Raw genomic sequence first — 21,202 nt, 5'->3', positions numbered from 1 at the left:
GCGCGCAGGGCCCGTGGGCTGCCCCCCCTGGGACCGGATCGGCTGCGTCGGCACAGGCCGCGGCGAAGGCGATCGCGAGAGACACCGCAGCGGTCACGACGAACGTGGTTCGGGACATCCGACACTGCGTACACCAACCGACATACAGCTGTCGATAGCCAAGTTCTCACCTTGTGTCCCCCGTCGGGGACGGCTACAGGGCGGCATGCCGTTCACCCAGGCCCACCCAGGGCTCCAGGCCGCGCTCACCGCAAGGGCCTACGCTGCGCCGACCCCGGTGCAGGCCGCGATCCTCGATCCCGAGGCGCGCGAGCGCGATCTCCTGGTGTCGGCGCAGACGGGCTCCGGCAAGACCGTGGCGTTCGGCCTGGCCCTCGCGAGCACGCTGCTGGGCGAGGCGACGAAGTTCGCCCAGGGCCCGGTGCAGGCGCTGGTGATCGCGCCGACCCGCGAGCTGGCGCTGCAGGTGCAGCGCGAGCTGGTGTGGCTCTACGCCAACACCGGCGCGCGCATCGTCTCGTGCGTCGGCGGCATGGATCCTCGGCGCGAGGCCTACCTGCTGCGCGAGGGCGCGCACATCGTCGTCGGCACGCCCGGGCGCCTGCGCGATCACGTCGATCGCGGCAACGTCACGTTCGGCGAGGTCAAGGCGGTCGTCCTCGATGAGGCCGACGAGATGCTCGATCTCGGGTTCCGCGAGGACATCGAGGCGCTGCTCGACCTGACCCCGGCCACGCGCCGGACGCTGTTGTTCTCGGCGACCCTGCCGCGCGAGATCCAGGCGCTGGCCAAGCGCTACCAGAAGGACGCGGCGCGGATCGCCACCGTCGACGAGCGCGAGCCCCACGTCGACATCGACTACCAGGCGATGCTGATCTCGCCGCGCGAGCGCGAGCTGGCGGTGGTCAACGTGCTGAGGTTCGTCGACGCCGGCGGCGCGCTGGTGTTCTGTGCGACCCGCGACGGCGTCACCCACCTGGCCGCGAACCTCAACGAGCGCGGCTTCGCGGTCGTGGCGCTGTCGGGCGAGCTGTCCCAGGCCGAGCGCACGCGCGCGCTGCAGTCGCTGCGCGACGGGCGCGCCCGGGTGTGCATCGCCACCGACGTGGCGGCGCGCGGGCTCGACCTGCCCGACCTCGGGCTGGTGGTCCACGCCGACCTGCCGCAGAACGGCCAGGTGCTCCTGCACCGCAGCGGCCGCACCGGCCGCGCCGGCAAGAAGGGCCAGGCGATCGTGCTGGTGCCGGTGCCGGCGCGCAGCCACGCCACGCGCATGTTCTCGACCGCCGGCGTGCGCCCGCGCTGGGTCACGCCGCCGACCGCCGATCAGATCCGCGCCGGCGACGGCACGCGGCTCCTGGCCGAGCTCCAGGCGATGGTTGGCGACGCCTCCGACGACGAGCGGGCCGCCGCCGCGGCCCTGGCCGCCGAGCGCAGCGCGCTGGATCTGGCGACGGTGCTGGTGCGCTGGCACCGGGCGCGGTTGCCGGCGCCCGAGGAGCTATCGGTGATCGCCCCGCCGGCGGCCAAGCAGCGGCCCAACCAGCGCGAGCGTCCGGCGTTCGTGCCGCGCGCCGGCGCCGGCGGTCCGCCGGTGTGGTTCCGGATCGACGTCGGCCGCCTGCGCAACGCCGATCCGCGCTGGCTGATCCCCGTGATCTGCACCCGCGGCGGCATCACCAAGGCCGAGATCGGTTCGATCCGCGTGCTGCCGCGCGAGACCCGGTTCGAGATCAGCGGCGCGGCCGTCGAGCACTTCGAGCGCACCGCGGCGCGCGCGCCCAAGGAGCACCCCGATCGCACGGTCCGCACCGCGCGGATCGATCGCGCGGTGTTCGACGAGTTCGAGGGCGCTGATCGTGGACCGCCGCGCGGCCCGGCCCCGCGCCGGCCGCCGCCGCGCGGTACTAAGGCACGGCGCCGAGACTCGGAGCTCGTACCTTCTTTCTGGTCGAGCACCGGTCCACGCGCCGGGAGTCTCGCGTCGTGGGTGGTCGTGGGTGGGGCCCGTCGGGGCGTGCCCGTCGAGGCGCCGACCTGGTCCGGAACGAAGTCACCAATCTCCGAGTCCCCCTGCACCGGCCTGGGTTCGGTGACGAACCCGCTGAGGCTCAGGGCGACGCGAGCTTGCGGAAGCCGCCGCCGTTGATGACGCGCGTGAAGCCCGCGGCCTCGAGCACCTGCTTGGCCTTGCTGGCGCGGCCGCCGGACTTGCAGTAGACGACCACGGGCTTGTCCTTGCCGCCGGCGAGCTGGGCGATCTCGTCGACGTGCTGGTCGATCGAGCCGACCGGGTAGAGCTTGGCCGTGGGCATGTGGCCCTCGTCCCACTCGTCCTGCTCGCGCACGTCGATCACCGTCGCGCCGCCGGCGATGAACTGCTTGGCGGCGGTGGCGTCGTCGACGGCGCCGGTCGGGGTCCCGGGGGCGGTGGCGCCGGGCGGGGTCCCGGGATCCTTGTCGCAGCCAACAGCGGGGAGCGCGAGGGCGAGCACGAGCGTGGCGATCGAGGCGAAGCGCATGGCCACACCCTAGCGACGTTCGCGCCCGCGCGCACCTGCGACCGGCGGTCGCGTCGCGGTCAGGGCGCCGGGGGCGGACAGGCGCCGGGGCTGGTGGCGCCGCCCTGCAGGCAGTAGCGGGCCGGCGCCGTCGGCCCCTGGGACATGCCCAGCACCACCTCGCACTGTGCGGGCGCGGTCCGGAGGTCCGCGCCCTGGAACAGCTTGACCGTGTCGGTGCGGCGGTCGCCGACCTCGGCGCGGCTCAGGCTCATGAAGAACGCGTCGGTGGTGTCGGTGTGGCCGTCGCAGGCGGCCTCGACCGTGACGTGGGGCGCGACGTGCGGCATCGGGCCGGTGACGGTCAGCTCGATCGACACCGACAGCTCGTGGCCGAACGCGGACGGCGCGAGCCGCAGCGTGACGGCGTCGAACTTCACCGCCGGGCGCCCGTCGCCGGGCGGCGGCGGGGTGTCGGTCACGGGCACCACCGGCGTCGGCCCGGCGTCGCCGTCGGTGGGCGTCGGGGCCACCGGCGTCGGCGTCGATCCGGCGTCGTCCGCGGGGGCCGGGACCACCGGCGTCGGGGCCAGCGGCGTCGGCGTCGGCACCGGCCGATCCGGCGACGGATCGATCGGCTCGATCGGCTGGTCGTCGTCGAACCCGAGCTTCTTGCGCTGGTTCGCGTCGAGCTTGCGGATCGCGTCGGCCCCCAGCTCGACCAGGCACGCGGCCAGGAGCGGGCAGTCGGTCGCCGCCACGACGCACGTGCGGAACTTCTCGACCGGCTTGGCCCCGAGGTCGCGCGCCATGTCGCGCCAGTCGGTCGCGGTCAGGCACTCGACCTCGCCGTGCGCCGCGCACAGCGTCGTGAGCTTCGCGCAGACCGCGCGGTCGGTCGGCCCACGTCGGTCACTGCCACAAGCGGCGACGAGCGCCGCGCCGATGAACCACCAGCTTCGCATGCGCCCACGGTAGCGCATCGGCGCCCGCGATCACCCGATCTGGACCAGCTGCTTGCCGACGTGCGCGCCCTTGAGCATGCCGACGAACGCGGCCGGCGCGCTGGCCAGGCCGTCGGCGATCGTCTCGCGGTAGCGCAGCGTGCCGTCGGCGACCGCGCCGCCGAGCTCGGCCAGCGCCGGCGGCCACGCGTCCATGTGCTCGCTGACGATGAAGCCCTCGATGCGCAGGCGCGACACGAGCAGCAGCTGCGGCGCCGCCATCGGGATCGGCGCGCCGTCGTAGCCCGCGATCATGCCGCACAGCGCGATCCGCCCGAACGGGTTCATCCGCGCCATGATCGCGTCGAGGATCAGGCCGCCGACGTTCTCGAAGTCGCCGTCGATGCCGTCGGGGCACGCCGCCTTGAGCGCGCCGATCAGCCCCCGCAGGTCCGGGTGGGCCTTGTAGTCGACGCACGCGTCGAAGCCGAGCTCGTCGACCACGTAGGCGCACTTGGCAGGGCCGCCGGCGATGCCGACCGCGCGGGCGCCGCGGCGCTTGGCGAGCTGCCCGACGACGCCGCCGACCGCGCCGGCGGCCGAGCTGACGACCACGGTCTGGCCTGGCGTGGGCGCGATGATCCGGTCGAGGCCGTACCACGCCGTCACGCCGGGCATGCCGACCGGGCCCAGGTACGCGCGCAGCGGCACGCGGCTGGTGTCGACCTTGCGCAACATCGCGCGGTGCGGCTCACCTGCGAAGTAGCGCTGCCAGCCGCCCATGCCGACGACGTGATCGCCGGCGGCGAACCCGGCCGCGCGCGACGCCACGACCTCGCCGACCGTGCCGCCGATCATCACCTCGCCCAGCGGCTGGGGCGCGGCGTAGCTCTTGCCGTCGTTCATCCGGCCGCGCATGTACGGGTCGAGGCTCAGGTAGCTGTGCTGCACCAGCACGTGGCCGTCGGCGAGGTCCGCCACGGGCTGCTCGACCACGGCGAAGTTGTCGACGGTGGGGGCGCCGGTCGGGCGCGAGGCGAGGACGATCTGCTGGTTCATCATGGCGGGACTCCTCGTGGGACTCATGGTCGGGCTCCAGGTGGCGTGTCGGGCATGCCCATCGCGACCCGGACGGCGCGAAACTCGGGCGTCCACGCGCCGGCGCGATCGCGCACGGTCAACGTGTGGTCGGCGCGGTCGCCCGCGGCGGAGCCGAGGACGTCGATCGCCACCAGCGGCGGCTTGTCGGTGCGCGGCACGATCTCCCAGTGCGCGTGGACGTGCAGCCCGGCCGCGGCCGCGCCGGCGGTGACGCGCGCGCGCTCGAGGGTCGACGTGCACACGACGACCGCACCGGCCGGCGCCACCGCGGCGGCCGCGGCCGCGAGGTAGTCCTCGACGCCGCCGCGCAGCTCGAACCGACACGGCGCCGCGTGGGGCTTGGCCGACTCGACGCCGGTGCCGCGCGGGAAGTACGGCGGGGTCCCCGTCACGAGGTCGAAGCCGCCGCCCAGCGCCGCCGCGTCGGTCCGGAGGTCGCCGTCGACGATCCGGCACCGAGCATCGACGCCGTCGTAGGCGATCGAGCGTCGGCCCAGGGCCGCGCGATCGGCCTGGGCCTCGACGCCGGTGACGTCGGCGCGGGGCAGCCGCCACGCCACCAGCAACAGCACGCTGGCCTGGCCACAGCCGAGGTCGAGCGCGCGCACCGCCGCGGCGGGGTCGCGCCCGCGCGTCGCCACCCACGCCGTCATCAGATCGTCGAGGCTCCAGCGGTGGCCGGTGCGCTTCTGGAACAGGCGCCAGTCGCCGGCCAGATACGACAGATCCTCATCGGGGCCGGGCGCCAGCTCGGGCCGACCGCGGGCGCCGGCCGGCGCCGGCCCCGGCGCGATCCAGCCGGCGGGGCGACGGGCCGCGGTCACCGCGTGCCCGGCTTCGCGGGCGGCGCGGGGCAGCGCAGCACCGTGTGGCTCAGCCGCCCCTTCGCCGCCGGGCCGACGACGATCTCGTAGCGCAGGGTCTCCGCCACGGCCGGGCAGTACGCGAGCTGGGGATCGAGGGCGTCGGTGGCCTTGGCGATCTGGCGGCCGTCGGAGCCGAACAGCCGCAGCCCGAGCGTGCGGTGATCGCCGGCGCCGGCGGCGAGGATGCGCACGCACCCGCCGTCGACCGCGACCAGCGTCGACACCGTGCCCGTGGCGTAGGTCGAGCGGACCGGCGCGAGCACGGTGCAGCCGGTGGCCACGAGCTGCGCGGTCACCTGCTTGAGCCGATCGGCGCCCGACGCGCCGAAACCCAGCCGGGCCGGCAGGTCGAACACGGTGACGGCGATGATCGTCGGCGCCGCCAGCACCGCGAAGAGCGTCATGATCCGGGCGCCCCAGCGGCCGCGCCGGCGCTCGCGCTTCTCCTCGATCCGCTCCTCGGCCTCGCGGGCCTCGCGCCGGGCCGCGCGGGCGTCGGCGATGTGGGCCTGCTCGCGCAGCCGGGCCTCGCGCTCGAGCTCGAGCGCGTGCCGGCGTCGAGCCTCGGCGTCGGCCAGGGCCACGGTCGCCCCGCAGTACCCGCACCGCATGGTCGTGGCGGTGGGGTCCTCGGGTACGACGAGCGAGGCGTGACAGTCGGGACAGCGGGTCGTCGCCACCGCCCAGACCGTCGACGATCCGCGGCCGGGGCGCAAGGCGTGGCCGCGATCATCGCGGCGCTCCGGTGTACGCGGCCCGACATCTGGACCGCGGTCGCTATCCCGGCGCGCCCCGGCCGTTGCCCCGGCCCCCTACTCCTGGCCTCCGTGATCGCCTAGCCTGCGCTCCATGGCACACACGTGGCACTTCTTCCGCGCCGGCGGCGTCGATCAGGTCGCGATCCGCACCGGCGCCGATCTCCTGGCCTTGCCCGAGCTCGATCAGAAGCTGTGGGTCGCGCTGGCGATGCCGACGCGCGACGTCGCGATCGACCCGGCGACGATGGATCTGCTCGACGGCGACAAGGACGGGCGGGTGCGCGTGCCCGACGTGCTCGAGGCGGTCGCCTGGGTCGGCGCCACCTGGAAGAGCGCCGACGACGTCCTCAAGTCGAGCGACGCGGTGGCGCTGACCGCGATCAAGGACGCGGCGGTCCTCGCCGCCGCCAAGCGCATCCTCGCCGACGCCGGCAAGGCCAGCGCCGCGACGATCGCCGTCGCCGACGTGGTCGACGCGGTCAAGAAGTTCAGCGACACCACGCTCAACGGCGACGGCATCGTGATCCCGGAGACCGCCGGGGCCGACGCCGACACCAAGCTCGCGATCGAGGAGGCCGTCGCCGCGGTCGGCGGGGTCACCGACCGCAGCGGCAAGCCCGGCGTCGATCAGGCCAAGGTCGACGCGTTCTTCGCCGACGTCGAGGCCGCCGCCGCGTGGCACAAGGGCGCCGAGGCGGCCGCGACGCTGGGCGCGGACAGCGCCGCCGCGGCCGACGCGTTGGCCGCGGTCAAGGCCAAGATCGAGGACTACTTCGCGCGCGCGGCCCTGGCCGCGTTCGACGGCCGCGCGGTCGCCGGGCTCAACGGCCAGGAGGCCGACTTCACCGCGCTCGGGGCCAAGGAGCTCACCCGCGGCGCCGATGACATCGCCCGCCTGCCGCTGACCAAGATCGAGCCGGGCAAGCCGCTCGCGCTGCGCGCCGGCGTCAACCCGGCCTGGGCCGACGCGCTGGTCACCTTCGCCGACGTCGCGGTCAAGCCCATCGTCGGCGCCCGGGACGTGCTCACCGCGGATGACTTCGCGGCGGTCGTGACCAAGCTGGCGCCGTTCGAGGCGTGGCGCAGCGCCAAGCCCGGTACCGGCGCGGCCAAGCTCGACCAGCCCCGCGTCGTGGCCCTGGCCACCGGCGACGCGCGCGCGAAGATCGCGAAGCTGATCGAGGACGACGAGGCCCTGGTCGGCGACTACGAGGCGATCGCCTCGGTCGAGAAGCTGTGCCGGTTCCAGCGGGACCTCGGCCGCATCCTGCGCAACTTCGTCAACTTCTCGGACTTCTACTCGAAGAAGGACGGCGTGTTCCAGGCCGGCACGTTGTACCTCGACGGGCGCGCCTTCAGCCTGACCGTGCCAGTGTCGGACGCCGGCAAGCACGGCGCGCTGGCCGGGATGTCGTCGGCGTACCTCGCGTACTGCGACCTCAAGCGCGCCGGTGCCACCCGGACGATCGCCGCGGCCCTGACCAACGGCGACGCCGACAACGTGTTCGTCGGCCGCAACGGCATCTTCTACGATCGCGACGGCAAGGACTGGGACGCGACGGTGACGAAGCTGGTCGCCAACCCGATCAGCGTCCGCCAGGCGTTCTTCGCGCCCTACAAGAAGCTGGTCCGCCTGATCGAGGACCAGATCAACAAGCGCGCCGCCGACGCCGACACCAGGAGCTCGGGCAAGATCGACGCCGCCGCGGCCGCGGTCGCCGCCGTCGACAAGCCCAAGGACGCGGCCGCGGCGCCGCCCGAGAAGAAGAAGCTCGACCTCGGCGTCATCGCGATCCTCAGCCTCGCCATCGCCGCGGTCGCGGGCGCGGTCGGCGGGCTGATCGCGATGCTGGTCAAGATGGGTGTCTGGGCGCCGCTCGGCGTCGCCGCGCTGCTGCTCGCGATCTCGGGTCCGTCGATGCTGCTGGCGTGGATGAAGCTGCGCCAGCGCAACCTGGGGCCGATCCTCGACGCCAACGGCTGGGCCGTGAACGTCAAGGCCCGGGTCAACGTCGCCTTCGGCGCGTCGATGACCGCGCTGTCGGTGCTGCCGAAGGGATCGACCCGATCCCTCGAGGATCCGTACGCCGACAAGAAGAGCCGCTGGAAGCTGTGGGCCGCGTTGGTCGTGCTCCTGGTGCTCGGCGCGAGCTGGTACGCCGGCAAGATCGACACGTGGCTGCCGCGCAAGATCCAGAGCGTCAAGGTCATCGGCAAGAACGCGCCCGGGTACAAGGGCTCGTGGCGCGAGGCCGCGGACCTGGAGAAGAAGGCCGCGGCGGAGAAGGCGATCGCGGACAAGGCTGCGGCGGACGCCGACAAGGCGACCGCGGACAAGGCTGCGGCGGACAAGGCTGCCGCGGACCAGGCGGCGGCGGACAAGGCTGCCGCGGACAAGGCTGCGGCGGACAAGGCTGCGGCGGAGGCCGCGGCGCCGGCGCCCGCGCCGCAGTGATCCTCCGGTGAGGTGAATCCGGAGTCGCGATCAGCGTCGGGATCGGGGTCGGGATCGGGATCGGGGTCGGCGTCGCGATCGGGGGCGGGATCGGGATCGGGATCGGGATCGGGGTCGGGGTCGGCGTCGCGATCGGGGGCGGGATCGGGATCGGGATCGGGATCGGCGTCGGTATCGGGGTCGGCGTCGGAGACCAAGTCGGCATCGGAGGTCGACGTCGGGGCCGGAGCCGTCGGCGACACCGCGCCCATCGACGCCCTTGGCTGCGACACCGCCGCGGGCGTTCACGGGGATGGATCGGTTGACGCCCATGACGCGGGGGGCCACCGTCAGGCCGAAGGTCGGCGCGGTGCGTTGCTATGCGCGACCTCCAGGAGCTCCCCCCGTGAAACGCAGCATCACGATCCGCTCCGTCGCGCTCGCGACGGTGATCTCGTTCGTCTCGGTCTCGTGCGGCCCCAAGGCCGGGTCGCGCCCGCCCACCGGCGGCGGCTCGGGCGTCGTCACGCCCGGTGGTCAGCCCCTGGTCCAGGACGACAAGCCGGGCTTGACGATGCGGCTGTCCGATGGCCGGGCCGGGGCGCCGGCCGCCGACCGATCGCAGCTCCCGCCGACGCAGCAGCTCGATGACGCCGCGGCCAAGGCGATCCTCGATCGGGTCGCGCCGGTCGGCGCCAAGCCCGACGACACGCAGGCGTTCGCGCTGCGCGACCGGTCGCAGCCGCCGCCGCGGACCGGCAAGACGATCAAGGGCACGTTCCCGGTGCCGAACCCGCAGGCGGGGCCGCCGCCGGCGACCAACGACGCCGGCAAGCCGCTGACGCTCGTGCGGTGGGCGCCCGAGGGTGACGTGCCGGTCGCGCCGCAGCTGCAGCTCACGTTCTCGCAGCCGATGGTCGCGGTGACCTCGCAGGACGACGCGGCGGCGGTGGTGCCGGTGACGCTGTCGCCGACGCCGCCGGGGCGCTGGCGCTGGCTCGGCACGAAGACGATCGTGTTCGATCCGACGGTCCGGTTCCCGCAGGCGACGACCTACACGGTCGCGGTCGCCAAGGGCACGAAGAGCGCCACCGGCAACGTGCTGGCCGACGCCAAGCGGTTCACGTTCACGACGCCGACGCCGCGGGTCGAGGCCAGCTGGCCGGGCGGTGGGCCCCAGCGCCTCGACGCGCCGATGTTCGTGCGCTTCGATCAGCAGATCGATCCGGCCGCGGTGCTGGCGACGATCACGGTCAAGGGCGCGGGCAAGACCTACGCCACGCGGCTGCTGACCGACGCCGAGATCGCCACGCACGAGGTCGTCAAGAGCCTGGTCGACTCGACCAAGGCCGCCGAGCAGGACGGCCGCTGGCTGGCGTTCGCGGCCACCGAGCCGTTCCCCAAGGACACCCACGTCGAGGTCACGGTCGGCCCGGGCACGCCGTCGGCCGAGGGCCCCAACCGCACCACCGATCGCCAGGCCTTCAGCTTCGACACGTACCCGCCGCTCAAGATCGTGCGCGCCGAGTGCGGCTGGGGCGAGTGCCCGCCGGGCGCGCCGTTCCAGATCGAGTTCAACAACCCGCTCGAGGTCGATCGCTTCGACGCGGCGCAGGTCGTGACGACGCCGGCGATCGCGCGCGCGGCGGTGACCGCCAACGGCAACTACGTCATGGTCCAGGGCCTCACCGCCGGCCAGACCGCGTACCAGACCGTGGTGTCGGGCGGCGTGCTCGACCGCTTCGGGCAGACGCTGGGCAAGGACGCCGAGCTGCGGTGGAAGACCGGCAAGGCCTACCTGAACTTCTACGGCCCGTCGGGCCTGGTCGTGCTCGATCCCGCGCGCGCGCGCCGACGCTCGACGTGTTCACGACCAACTACGACGGGCTCAAGGTCGCGCTCTACGCGGTCGCGCCGTCGGACTACGCCGCGTTCGGCAAGTACATGAACAACCAGTGGCAGCGCAAGAAGCCGACGCTGCCCGGCAAGAAGGTGTTCGATCAGGTCATCAAGGTCGGCGGCGCCGACGACGAGCTGACCGAGACCCACGTCGAGCTGGCGCCCGCGCTCAAGGGCGGCCTCGGCCACGTCATCGCGGTGATCGAGCCGTCGCCGTGGCGCGAGCGCTACGATCCGCCGCGGCTGATCACCTGGGCGCAGTCGACCCGGCTGGGCGTCGACGCGGCGGTCGACGCCGGCGAGCTGCACGCGTGGGTCAACCGGCTCGGCGACGGCGCGCCGGTCGCCGACGCGGCGCTGTCGATCGAGCCGTGGGGCATCGCGGCCAGGTCCGGCGACGACGGCACGGCCGTGATGGCGCTGTCGGCGCGCGGCCTGACGGGCCCGGGCATGCTGGTCGCCAAGAAGGGCGACGACGTGGCGTTCGTGCCCGACGGCTACGGCTGGTGGGGCGACGAGCCGCAGTGGCGCAAGCGCGACGTCGACGATCAGCTGCTCTGGCACATCACCGACGACCGCCAGATGTACCGGCCAGGCGAGGAGGTGCGGGTCAAGGGCTGGCTGCGCGTGCACCAGGGCCGCGAGGGCGGCGACGTCGCCGGCATCGCCGGGCTGGTGTCGTCGGTCAGCTACAAGGTGATCGATCCGATCGGCAACGAGCTGACCAAGGGCACGGTCAAGGTCAGCGCGCTGGGCGGCTTCGATCTGATGTTCAAGCTGCCGGGCACGCCCAACCTCGGCTACGCGTCGATCCAGCTCGAGGCCAAGGGCCGGCTGTCGGGCTCGGGCTACCACGGCTTCCAGATCCAGGAGTTCCGGCGGCCCGAGTACGAGGTCAGCGCCAAGGCCGACGACGCGATCAAGGTGATCGGCGGCAGCGCCGACGTGACGGTGCAGGCGAGCTACTTCGCCGGCGGCGGCCTCGCCGGCGCCGACGTCAACTGGTCCCTGACCGCGACCGAGACCACGTTCACGCCGCCCAACCGCGACGACTTCACGTTCGGCAAGTGGGTGCCGTGGTGGGGCTGGGGCCGGCGCTGGTGGGACGAAGGTCCGAGCTACCAGGCGCCGCAGAGCTGGAACCACCAGGGCAAGACCGACGCCACCGGCGCCCACGTGCTGCACCTCGACTTCCTCGGCGTCAACCCGCCGACCCCGATGACGGTCAGCGCCAACGCGTCGGTGACCGACGTCAACCGCCAGGCGTGGAACGCGGCCACGACGCTCTTGATCCACCCGGCGGTCCACTACGTCGGCCTGCGCAGCAAGCGGCCGTACGTCGACAAGGGCCAGCCGATCGAGGTCGAGGCGATCGACGTCGACCTCGACGGCCAGGCCGTGCTCGGCCGGCCGATCGAGCTGCAGGCGGTCCGCCTCGACTGGAAGTACGACAAGGGCAGGTACGTCGAGACCGAGGAGGACGTGCAGGCGTGCGCGCTGACCTCGGCCGCCGCCGCCGGCCTGTGCTCGTTCACGACGCCCGAGGGCGGGCAGTACCGCATCACCGGCGTCGTCACCGACGACCGCGGCCGCAAGAACCGCACCGAGCTGACGGTCTGGGTCTCGGGCGGCAAGACCCCGCCGGCCCGCGACGTCGAGGAGGAGCAGGTCACGCTCATCCCCAACGCCAAGGAGTACCAGCCCGGCGACACCGCCGAGCTGCTGATCCAGGCGCCGTTCTACCCGGCCGAGGGCGTGCTCAGCGTGCGCCGCTCGGGCATCGTCTCGTCGTCGCGCTTCACGATGACCGGGCCGACCCACAAGGTCACGGTGCCGATCACCGACGGCTACACGCCCAACCTGTACGTCCAGGTCGACCTGGTCGGCATGAGCGCCCGGGTCGGCGACGACGGCCAGCCCGACGCCACGCTGCCCAAGCGCCCGGCCTACGGCGTCGGCACGATCAACCTCGCGGTCCCGCCGCGGCACCGCACGCTGGCGGTCACGATCACGCCGCCGACCGACAAGCTGGCGCCCGGCGCCAAGACCTCGCTCGGCGTCACGGTCAAGGACGCGGCCGGCAAGCCGGTCAGCGGCGCCGAGGTCGCGGTGATCGCCGTCGACGAGGCCGTGCTGTCGCTCACCGGCTACCAGTTCGCCAACCCGATCGACACCTTCTATCAGCAGCGCGACCTGGGCGCGACCGACCACCGCCTGCGCTCGTTCGTGAAGCTGGCGCAGCCCGACGTCACCGGGCTGGCCCAGCAGGGCCAGGGGCCGGGCGGTGGCGGCCGCGTCACGGCGACGACCACCGCGCCCGAGGCCGCCGAGGCCGACATGGCCGGCGGGATGCCGCCACCGCCGCCGGCGCCGCCGCCGCCGCCCGACGGCAAGCCGTCACCCAAGGTGATCGGCGGCAAGGACGCCAACGCCGCGGCCGCCGCCAACAGCCCGATCGCCGTGCGCACGAACCTGAACCCGCTCGCGGCGTTCGCGCCCGAGGTCAAGACCGGCGCCGACGGCACCGCCACGCTCGCGCTGACCCTGCCCGACAACCTGACGCGCTACCGGCTGATCGCGATCGCGGTCGCGGGCGAGCGCCAGTTCGGCAAGGGCGAGGCGCGCTGACGGCGCGGCTGCCGGTGATGGTGCGGCCGTCGCCGCCGCGGTTCCTCAACTTCGGCGACAAGTTCGAGCTGCCGGTCGTGGTGCAGAACCAGACCGACGCGCCGCTCGCGGTCGACGTCGCGGTGCGCGCGTCGAACGCCACGCTCACCGCCGGCGCCGGCCGGCGCGTGACCGTGCCCGCCAACGACCGCGCCGAGGTGCGGTTCCCGGCCGCGGCCGTGATGGCCGGCACCGCGCGGTTCCAGCTGGTCGCGACCTCGTCGGCCGGCGCCGACGCCGCCGAGGTGGCGCTGCCGGTGTGGACCCCGGCCACGACCGAGGCCTTCGCCACCTACGGCCAGATCGACGCCGGCGCGATCAAGCAGCCGATCGCGCTGCCGGGCCAGGTCGTGACCCAGTTCGGCGGGCTCCAGGTCGAGACCTCGTCGACCCAGCTCCAGGCGCTCACCGACGCGTTCTTGTACCTGATCGCGTACCCGTTCGAGTGCAGCGAGCAGATCAGCTCGCGCGTGGCCGGCATCGCCGATCTGCGCGACGTGCTCGCGGCGTTCGCGGCGCCGGGGCTGCCCAGCCAGGCCAAGCTCGAGGCCCGGGTCGGCGACGACCTCGAGCGCCTGTACGCGCTGCAGAACGGCGACGGCGGCTTCCCGTTCTGGCAGCGCGGCTACGAGTCGTGGCCGTACCTGACGGTGCACGTCGTCAACGCGATGGTGCGCGCCCAGGCCAAGGGCTTCACGATCGAGCGCGGCCCGCTCGACCGCGGCCTCGAGTACCTGCGCACGATCGAGCGGCGCTACCCGAGCTACTACGACCAGCAGACCCGGCGCACGATCACCTCGTACGCGCTCTACACGCGCACGCTCGCGGGCGATCGCGACGTGGCGCGCGCCAAGGGCCTGATCAAGGAGGCCGGCGGCGTCGACCAGCTCTCGCTCGAGGCGGTCGGCTGGCTCCTCGGCGTGGTCGCGCAGCAGGCCGACGCCGCCGACGAGCGCAAGGCCATCGTCCGCCACCTCGACAACAAGGTCACCGAGACCGCCGCCGCCGCGAACTTCACGACCGCGGTCACCGACGGCGCCTACCTGATCCTGCACAGCGACCGGCGCGTCGACGCGATCGTGCTCGAGTCGCTGATCGCCGAGGCCCGCGCCAGCGACCTGATCCCCAAGCTGGTGATCGGCCTGCTCGGCCACGCCAAGGCCGGGCGCTGGGAGTCGACGCAGGAGAACGTGTTCGTGCTGTCGGCGCTCGACCTGTACTTCCACGAGTACGAGAAGGTGACGCCCGACTTCGTCGCCAAGATCTGGCTGGGCGACGGCTACGCCGGCGACCACGCGTTCAAGGGCCGGCAGACCGATCGGTTCGCGATCGACATCCCGATGCAGACCGTCGCCGACAAGGCCAGCAAGGGCCCCGCCGACCTGGTGATCCAGAAGGACGGCGTCGGCCGCCTGTACTACCGGGTCGGGATGACCTACGCGCCGGCCAACCTGCAGCTCGCGGCCGCCGACTACGGCTTCACCGTGCTGCGCCGGTACGAGCCCGTCGACGATCCCGCCGACGTGGTCCGGAATCCGGACGGTTCGTGGAAGATCAAGGCCGGCGCGCGGGTGCGCGTGCGCCTGTCGATGGTGGCCGAGAGCCGCCGCTACCACGTCGCGCTGGTCGATCCGCTGCCGGCCGGGCTCGAGCCGATGAACCCGGCGCTGGCGGTGACCGGCCCGGTGCCGCAGGATCCGCAGCCCGCGAAGGGCGGCAACCGCTACTGGTGGTGGTCGCGCACCTGGTACGAGCACCAGGAACATGCGCGACGAGCGGGTCGAGGCCTTCACGTCGCTCCTGTGGGAGGGCGTCTACGACTACACCTACGTCGCCCGCGCCACCACGCCCGGCACGTTCGTCGTGCCGCCGACCAAGGCCGAGGAGATGTACCACCCCGAGACCTTCGGCCGATCGTCCTCGGACAAGGTCGTCGTCGAGTAGCCGCGCCGGCGGGGGGCTCTTCGGACGCCCCTCCGGTCTCGGCGCGGGCCGGCGATCAACTCCAGGTGCTGACGCGGCTCGGTGCCGATCACCGGCCGTCGGGCACCCAGGGCCTTGGCGAAGCCCTCTCTCAGATCCCGGCGCGCTCGGTCGACGCCAGACCTGCGATCGCGGCTCTGGGCCGTTTCGGGTGGGGGCCCCGGCGTATGCCGGGGGAGGGGCCTTGCGAAAGCCCCTCCTGGAACTCAGTGCGGCGCGGCGGCGGGGACGCGCTCGGCGGTCGGCGGCGTCGGCGGCGCGTCGGTCGACGGCGGCGCGGACGGCGTCGGGGGGCACGGCGTCACGACCTCGACGTTCACGCGGCGGTTGCGCCGGCGGATCAGATCGAGCTGCGCCGCGGGCATGGCCGCCGCCGCCGGCGACTCGGGGTCGGGCTCGTCGATCAACGTCGTCGTCGAGCCGAGGCCGGCGGTGCGCACGATCTTCTCGGCGGCGACGCCCTGGGCGACCAGGTAGCCCTTGACCGCGTCGGCGCGCGCGAGGCTGAGCGTACGGTTCGCGGCGGCGGCGCCCTCCTTCGAGGTGTGGCCCGAGATGCTGAACCGCAGCTCGGGGCAGCTGGCGCCGAACCTCGCCAGGCGCTCGAGCGTCGCCTTGCTGGTCGCGTGGGTGAAGTCGAACTCGGCCGAGCCGGCCTGGAAGTCGATGTCCGAGAAGTCGATGCTGCCGCCCTCGGCGGCGAGGCGCTGCAGGCGCGCGACCTCGGCGGCGACGATCGCCATGAGCCGCTTCATGATCTGCTCGCCCTGGACGACCCGAGGCTCGATCTGGCCCATCACCGCCTCGGCGGCCTGGGCGCTCGCCGCGAAGGTGTTGGCGCCGGCGGTGACCTGGCGCTCGGCGGCGATGCGATCCGGCGACGCCAGCGCGGCGGCGGCGTTGGCCCGGGCCTGCTCGAGCGCCTTGTCGGCGGCGGTGCACGCGCCGTCGATCGTGCCGAGCGCGCCCTGGAGGTCGGCGATGGTCTGGGTCAGGTTGGCGTCCTCGGTGCCCTCGGGCACGGCCAGCGCCGAGATGCGCCCGGACAGGATCTTCTGGCGATCGCGCAGGCCCGACATGCGCGCGACCATGCCGCGCTCGGCGCTGGTCCACGCGGTCTGCGCGGGGTTGTCGGTTCGACGCTCCTTGTGGTCGCAGGCGGCGGCGCCGGCGAGCGCGAGGGCGAGGAGGCACAGCGAGGCGAAACGGGTCGGGGACACGGCGCGCATGGAAGGCGCGGACTACACCAGATCCGCGCGGCGATCGCAAAGGCTGGGGCCGGCTTGGCGCTGGCCCGCGGACCGGACCGTCGTAGAGTGCGCCCATGAACGACAAGATCGTCATGATCACCGGGGCCAGCGCCGGCATCGGGGCGGCGCTCGCCGAGGAGGTCGGTCGCCGGGGCGGCACGCCGGTGCTGCTGGCGCGCCGGGCCGACGCCCTGGCCGCGGCCGCCGGCCGGGCCGGGCCCCGGGCCCACGCCATCGTCGCCGACGTCACCCGCCGCGCCGACCTCGAGCGGGCCGTGGCCGAGACCGTGGCGCGGTTCGGCCACCTCGACGTGCTGGTCAACAACGCCGGGCGCGGCATCACCCGGCCGGCGTCCGAGGTCACCGACGACGACCTCGACGAGATGTGGCTGATCAACGTCAAGGCGGTGATGTACGGTGTGCAGGCGGCGCTGCCGCACTTCCGCGCGCGCGGCCGCGGCCACATCGTCAACGTGTCGTCGGTGCTCGGCCGCATCCCGCTGTTCGGCCCGCGCGCGGCCTACAGCGCCGCCAAGCACGCGCTCAACGCGCTCACGGCCAACCTGCGCGTCGAGCTGCGCGCGGCGTCGCCCGACCTGCACGTGACCCTGGTCCTGCCGGGCGTGGTCGCGACCGAGTTCGGCGCCAACGCTCGCCACGGCGGCGTCGACTCGCGCGCGATCCCCGGCGCCCAGCCGGTGGCCGAGGTGGCGACGGTGATCGCCGACGCGATCGACCGGCCGTGCGCCGAGGTCTACACCCGCCCCGAGTACAAGGCCCAGGTCGCGGCCTACTACGCCGCGCCCGACCTGGCCGAGGTCGAGGCCCGGCCCCCGTTCGTCACGCCGCCGCGGCCGTGAGCCGTCGGCGGGTCACGGCCGCTTGCCGTCGCCGAGCAGGCCGGTCACGCCCTCGGCGCCCATCACCAGCTTGATCGCGCCGACCTTGCCCGCGACCTCCTTCAAGGTCTCGAGCCGCTTGAGCTCGAGGAGCAGCGGCTGCTCCGCGAACACGCGCGCGGTGTTGGCCATGCTGCGGGTCGCCGCCGCCTCCTCGCGCCGGGTGATGACGTTGGCCGCGGCCTCCTTCTCGGCCTCGATGACGCGGTTGAGCAGGGTCTTCATCTCGCCCGGCAGGACCACGTCCTTGACGCCGACCCGGTGGACCGCGACGCCGACGTCCTTGGCCCGCGGCACGACCCGGCTCTCGAGGTAGCGCGTCATGGCCTCGCGGCCCTCGAGCAGCTCGTCGAGCGTGGTCGCGCCGACGTAGTCGCGCGCGGCCAGCTGGACCTCCAGGTACAGCGCGTCCTTCAGGTCGGCGACCGCGTGGATCGCCACCGGCAGATCGGTCGGCGCGTACTCGAGCGTCAGCGTCAGGCGCAGCGTGACCTTGTCCTTGGTCATCAGCTCCTGGGCCGGCACCGCCAGGAGCTGCAGGCGGGTGTCGAGGGCCGCGATCGCGACCTTGGCGTCGGGCGGGTTCCAGAACAGGTACCGACCGGGGCCGAGCTGCTCGACGAAGCGGCCGCTCACGTACTTGAGGCCGCGCTGGTGGTGCAGCACGGTGACGTCGACCAGCTCGTTGGCCGGGATGAGCGCGCGCAGCTCCTCGGTGAGCTCGGGCATCGGCTGGTCGATCTCGTACGCGCGCAGCTCGACCGCGGCGTCGCCGATCCAGTAGCGGTGCAGGCCCGGCCGCAGGAACTTCACCGGGCGGTCGTTCTTCCACAGGACGCCGCGCTGACGCGGCCCGACCGCGGCCTCGGCGTACCAGCCGACCGGCATGACCGCGCGGACCTCGGGCGCGGCGTCGAACACCAGCTCGGCGCGCTCGAAGCGCAGGACGTCGTAGGCGCTGGTCCAGAAGCTGTGCTTGCCGGGCGCGAGCGGACGCAGGGGCACGCCGTGCTTGGTGAGGATGGCGCGCTGGGTGATCGGGATCGTGACGTGCTTCATGGGACACCTGCCTCTCTTGCAGGGGGATGGAGAAAGGAGGTCGGAGGCGACCGGGCCGACCGACGCGGCGGTGGCGCTGAGCCGACGTCCGAGACGTCGACGTCACGCGACCGGCGCGCGCGGGGGACCGACCCCGGGCGGGCGGCGCGGCGGCGCGCGGGGCAGGCGGGCCGGACCTCGTCGACGATTCGGCGAGGCTGGGCCCGGTGACACGCGGTTCGGCGCGACGCCCGGACGAGGAGCGGGTGGCGATGGTGCGAGCACCACCGCCGGGCCCGGCCACGTCCGACCGGCCAAGTTTTTTCGCTGCGAGCGAGTGCTGCTGGTGGGCAGCGGCAGCGTCGGGAGCTGGGATGGCGACCCAGTGCCTTGCCGTTCGGCGTCAGCTCCAGAGTGGGCGGAGCTGGAGGGAGTCGAACCCTCTTTCCCTGACTGACGGGGTGGCGTCGGGACACGAACCTGCGAACACGCCGTGGGGGGCGTGCGCCAGCGTGCCGACCGAGGAGCGCGACGCGACCTGCGACGCCTGACCTCTGCCCTCCCGCCAGGTGCCTCGCCGCTGACGGCGACGAGACAAGGACGCTTCTACGGAATGTCCGCGCGATCGTCAATCACAAAATCGCGCGCGGGCGCACGTGGCGCGCGGTCGCGCTCGGAGGTCCGTGGCTCGTCCTCGGGATTCTGCGGGCCGGCGCCGTGAACGCGCACGCTTGCGCTGGCACATCGTATGCTGCGCTGCAGGTGATGATGATGAACGCCATGATCACGCGCGCATCGATCGGCGCCGCCGCGGCGGTCGGCCTGGCGCTGGCCGGCTGCGGCGGCGGTCAGGACCAGCCGGTGATCGACGCGCCGACGCTCGACGCCGCGCCGCCCGAGGCCATCACGTTCCGGCTGTCGTACCAGAGCGACGTGCCTGACTCGATCTTCGTGCAGTCGGGCACCGGGGCCGGCGGCCAGGGCTGGCTGACGATCCACCCGGTCGGTGGCGGCCCGGCCCTGGCCATCCTCGACGACTGCGGTCTGTGCGACTGCGCGAGCTGCGGCAGCTGTCCGGTGTGCGGCCAGGCCCAGCCCGAGGTCACCGAGCTCGCGCGCGGCACCGCGCTCGACTGGAGCTGGGACGTGCGGGTGTTCGAGCGCGAGACCTGTTCGACGTCGAACCTGACCTGCGAACGCGCGACGTTCCTGGCGCCGGGCGACTACATCGCGCGGTTCTGCTGGTCGCTGACCAGCGACGGCGTCGGCCCCAACCACCACGTCGGGCCGCTGGTCTGCGCCGACGAGCCGCTGGTGTTCCCGCGGCCGGCCGCGGCGCCGCCGATCGAGCACGCCGAGTGCGCCTGCGGGTGAGCGATCGCTCGACCCCACGCGCGTGTGCGCGTACGCCTGATCTGCGCGGGCGGTCGCGCCCGACGGAGCGGGTGCCGCGGCGCTGTCCGATCTGTGCCGCCCGCGGCGCGCGCGTGGGGAAGATCGGACGCCCGCCGCACGCGCCGACGCGGACTTCGGCGTGGCCTGGGCGTTGCAGTGCGTGGCGGCGATGGCTCGCCCCGCGTTCGCCGTGACCACCCTGGCCACGCTCGTGGTCGCCGCAGCGTCAGCGCTGGCCGGATGTACCCAGCACGCCGATGGCTCGTGCCTGTGGGTGCCTGGCGACGACGGCACCTGCAGCGGCCGCGGCGGCGGGGGCAGCCACGTCGATCCGCCGCCGCCGCACATCAGCTTCGCGGCCGCCGCGGTCGCCCCGGACCGCGTGTTCGTGATCCAGCGGGGCGACGGGCAGGAGGCGCTGCTCGAGGCGCCGCTCGACGACGGCGGCCGCCCGGCCGGCGACCTGACCCCGAGCGCGATCGCGCTGCACGGCACGCTCGCGATCTGGCCCGGGCTCGCCGGGCAGACGCTGGTGACCGCGACGTCGTACAACGGCGGCGCCAACCCGTTCGTGGCGTGGACCGAGTGGGCCGCCGTCGAGGAGCGCTATCGGGTGCAGGTCGCGCGGGTGTTCGCCGACGGCGCGATCGGCGCCCGCGTCGAGCCGATCGTGCTCGATCCCGACGACCAGAACGGCACGTTCCAGCTCGCCACCGACGGCGCCGGCGGCGTGCTCATGACCCGCGGTGTGCGGCGCGGCTGGCGCCTCAACCCGTCGCGGCCGCTCGAGCTCGAGGCCGTGGCGCTCCACGACGGCGCGGTCGTCGGCGGGCCGCGGGTGCTCGCGGTCGACGCCGACACCGCGGTCGGTTGCCTCGGCGACGTCCGCGCGCTGCTGACCGCCGTCGACGGCTATCGCCTGCTGACGATGCGCCGGCCGTGCGCGTGGTCGGCCGAGCCGCCGCCGCCGGTGCTGGTCGAGCTGCGCCTCGATCCCGCCGGCGGGTCGGCGGTCGAGGCCGCGTCGCCGCTGGCGCTGGCCGAGCTGCCGCGGACCTGGGTCCCGGGCCCCGGCGGGTTCCTGGCGACCGACGACCACACCGCGTGGTTCGTCGACGACGCGCTCGTCGCGGCCCGCGTGGCCTGGACCGGCCTCGACGGCGAGACCCTGGCCGCGGTCGGCGCCCTCGCGCGCAGCTACGTCCTCGCGCTCCACATCCGCGGCGACGAGGCCCGCGTCGACCTGCGCCCGGTCGACGGCGCCGCGACCGACCAGGTGACGATCGCGCGCGAGTACGACCTGCCCGCCGAGGGCGGCTGCTCGACCGGCGGGGGCGCGCCGCCGCTGGTCCCGGGGCTGGCGCTCGCGCTCGCGGTCGCGTGGCGCCGCCGCGCACCGGACGCGTCCGGTGTTGGGTAGCGCGCCGCGGTGTCGGCGAGCGACTCCGCGGTCGCCGCGCGGCGGCC

The 21,202-nt window shown here is 73.9% G+C and carries 15 protein-coding genes and 1 pseudogene; 9 read left to right on the top strand and 7 right to left on the bottom strand.

From position 1 onward, the window contains the following. Positions 1–205 precede the first annotated feature (205 nt). A complete protein-coding gene (locus tag IPL61_34120) occupies positions 206–2,149 on the top strand; it encodes a DEAD/DEAH box helicase (protein MBK9036227.1) in 1,944 nt (647 codons plus the stop codon). Here the strand turns inward: IPL61_34120 and IPL61_34115 are convergent. From IPL61_34115 to IPL61_34095, 5 genes are read right to left on the bottom strand one after another with little or no spacing between them, the layout of a single operon-like run. Then, complete coding sequence (locus IPL61_34115; protein MBK9036226.1) at positions 2,112–2,522, bottom strand: rhodanese-like domain-containing protein; 411 nt, start codon at positions 2,520–2,522, stop codon at positions 2,112–2,114. The genes IPL61_34120 and IPL61_34115 overlap by 38 nt on opposite strands. Before the next feature lie 59 nt (positions 2,523–2,581). Continuing rightward, positions 2,582–3,466 (bottom strand): hypothetical protein, encoded by an 885-nt coding sequence (locus tag IPL61_34110; protein ID MBK9036225.1) that lies wholly within the window; start codon positions 3,464–3,466, stop codon positions 2,582–2,584. Between the two features lie 30 nt (positions 3,467–3,496). Next, positions 3,497–4,507 (bottom strand): NADP-dependent oxidoreductase, encoded by a 1,011-nt coding sequence (locus IPL61_34105; GenBank protein MBK9036224.1) that lies wholly within the window; start codon positions 4,505–4,507, stop codon positions 3,497–3,499. Positions 4,508–4,527: 20 nt separating this feature from the next. Then, on the bottom strand, positions 4,528–5,370 hold the full coding sequence (locus IPL61_34100; GenBank protein ID MBK9036223.1) for an SAM-dependent methyltransferase: 843 nt from the start codon (positions 5,368–5,370) through the stop codon (positions 4,528–4,530). Further along, complete coding sequence (locus tag IPL61_34095) at positions 5,367–6,092, bottom strand: hypothetical protein (GenBank protein MBK9036222.1); 726 nt, start codon at positions 6,090–6,092, stop codon at positions 5,367–5,369. Before IPL61_34095 ends, IPL61_34100 begins: the two co-directional genes overlap by 4 nt. A gap of 169 nt (positions 6,093–6,261) precedes the next feature. On the opposite strand from IPL61_34095, the gene IPL61_34090 reads away from it, so the two are divergent. From IPL61_34090 to IPL61_34070, 5 genes and pseudogenes are all read left to right on the top strand, one after another. Then, the gene (locus tag IPL61_34090) at positions 6,262–8,625 is read left to right on the top strand and encodes a hypothetical protein (GenBank protein MBK9036221.1); all 2,364 of its coding nucleotides are present in this window, start codon (positions 6,262–6,264) and stop codon (positions 8,623–8,625) included. A 385-nt stretch (positions 8,626–9,010) separates the two neighbouring features. Further along, a complete protein-coding gene (locus IPL61_34085; protein ID MBK9036220.1) occupies positions 9,011–10,552 on the top strand; it encodes an Ig-like domain-containing protein in 1,542 nt (513 codons plus the stop codon). Continuing rightward, complete coding sequence (locus IPL61_34080; protein MBK9036219.1) at positions 10,468–13,131, top strand: hypothetical protein; 2,664 nt, start codon at positions 10,468–10,470, stop codon at positions 13,129–13,131. The genes IPL61_34085 and IPL61_34080 overlap by 85 nt, the downstream gene beginning before the upstream one ends. A gap of 17 nt (positions 13,132–13,148) precedes the next feature. Continuing rightward, positions 13,149–14,936: pseudogene (locus tag IPL61_34075) on the top strand (hypothetical protein). Continuing rightward, positions 14,935–15,114 (top strand): hypothetical protein, encoded by a 180-nt coding sequence (locus IPL61_34070; protein ID MBK9036218.1) that lies wholly within the window; start codon positions 14,935–14,937, stop codon positions 15,112–15,114. The pseudogene IPL61_34075 and the gene IPL61_34070 overlap by 2 nt, the downstream one beginning before the upstream one ends. 245 nt (positions 15,115–15,359) lie before the next feature. On the opposite strand, the gene IPL61_34065 is transcribed toward IPL61_34070, so the two are convergent. Continuing rightward, the gene (locus tag IPL61_34065; protein MBK9036217.1) at positions 15,360–16,373 is read right to left on the bottom strand and encodes an OmpA family protein; all 1,014 of its coding nucleotides are present in this window, start codon (positions 16,371–16,373) and stop codon (positions 15,360–15,362) included. A 104-nt stretch (positions 16,374–16,477) separates the two neighbouring features. On the opposite strand from IPL61_34065, the gene IPL61_34060 reads away from it, so the two are divergent. Continuing rightward, positions 16,478–17,263 (top strand): SDR family oxidoreductase, encoded by a 786-nt coding sequence (locus IPL61_34060; GenBank protein MBK9036216.1) that lies wholly within the window; start codon positions 16,478–16,480, stop codon positions 17,261–17,263. A 12-nt stretch (positions 17,264–17,275) separates the two neighbouring features. On the opposite strand, the gene IPL61_34055 is transcribed toward IPL61_34060, so the two are convergent. Beyond that, entirely contained in the window at positions 17,276–18,361 is a 1,086-nt protein-coding gene (locus IPL61_34055; GenBank protein ID MBK9036215.1) for a slipin family protein, read from the bottom strand. Between the two features lie 759 nt (positions 18,362–19,120). Between IPL61_34055 and IPL61_34050 the strand changes: the two genes are divergently transcribed. Continuing rightward, positions 19,121–19,714 carry a hypothetical protein gene (locus IPL61_34050; protein ID MBK9036214.1) on the top strand — a complete coding sequence of 198 codons (594 nt, stop codon included), beginning with the start codon at positions 19,121–19,123 and terminating at the stop codon, positions 19,712–19,714. 190 nt (positions 19,715–19,904) lie between these two features. After that, positions 19,905–21,155 carry a hypothetical protein gene (locus IPL61_34045; GenBank protein MBK9036213.1) on the top strand — a complete coding sequence of 417 codons (1,251 nt, stop codon included), beginning with the start codon at positions 19,905–19,907 and terminating at the stop codon, positions 21,153–21,155. Positions 21,156–21,202: the final 47 nt, after the last annotated feature.

The sequence above is a fragment of the Myxococcales bacterium genome, assembly GCA_016717005.1.
Classification (GTDB): Bacteria; Myxococcota_A; Polyangia; order Haliangiales; family Haliangiaceae; genus UBA2376.
The sequence above is the reverse complement of the archived record's forward strand: the minus strand, read 5'-3'. Positions and strand labels throughout refer to the sequence as shown.

Coding starts and splice junctions, on each gene's coding strand:
- IPL61_34120 (MBK9036227.1), top strand. CDS start 206: ATGCCGTTCACCCAGGCCCACCCAGGGCTCCAGGCCGCGCTCACCGCA.
- IPL61_34050 (MBK9036214.1), top strand. CDS start 19,121: ATGATCACGCGCGCATCGATCGGCGCCGCCGCGGCGGTCGGCCTGGCG.
- IPL61_34045 (MBK9036213.1), top strand. CDS start 19,905: ATGGCTCGCCCCGCGTTCGCCGTGACCACCCTGGCCACGCTCGTGGTC.
- IPL61_34110 (MBK9036225.1), bottom strand. CDS start 3,466: ATGCGAAGCTGGTGGTTCATCGGCGCGGCGCTCGTCGCCGCTTGTGGC.
- IPL61_34115 (MBK9036226.1), bottom strand. CDS start 2,522: ATGCGCTTCGCCTCGATCGCCACGCTCGTGCTCGCCCTCGCGCTCCCC.
- IPL61_34055 (MBK9036215.1), bottom strand. CDS start 18,361: ATGAAGCACGTCACGATCCCGATCACCCAGCGCGCCATCCTCACCAAG.
- IPL61_34060 (MBK9036216.1), top strand. CDS start 16,478: ATGAACGACAAGATCGTCATGATCACCGGGGCCAGCGCCGGCATCGGG.
- IPL61_34090 (MBK9036221.1), top strand. CDS start 6,262: ATGGCACACACGTGGCACTTCTTCCGCGCCGGCGGCGTCGATCAGGTC.
- IPL61_34105 (MBK9036224.1), bottom strand. CDS start 4,507: ATGATGAACCAGCAGATCGTCCTCGCCTCGCGCCCGACCGGCGCCCCC.
- IPL61_34070 (MBK9036218.1), top strand. CDS start 14,935: ATGCGCGACGAGCGGGTCGAGGCCTTCACGTCGCTCCTGTGGGAGGGC.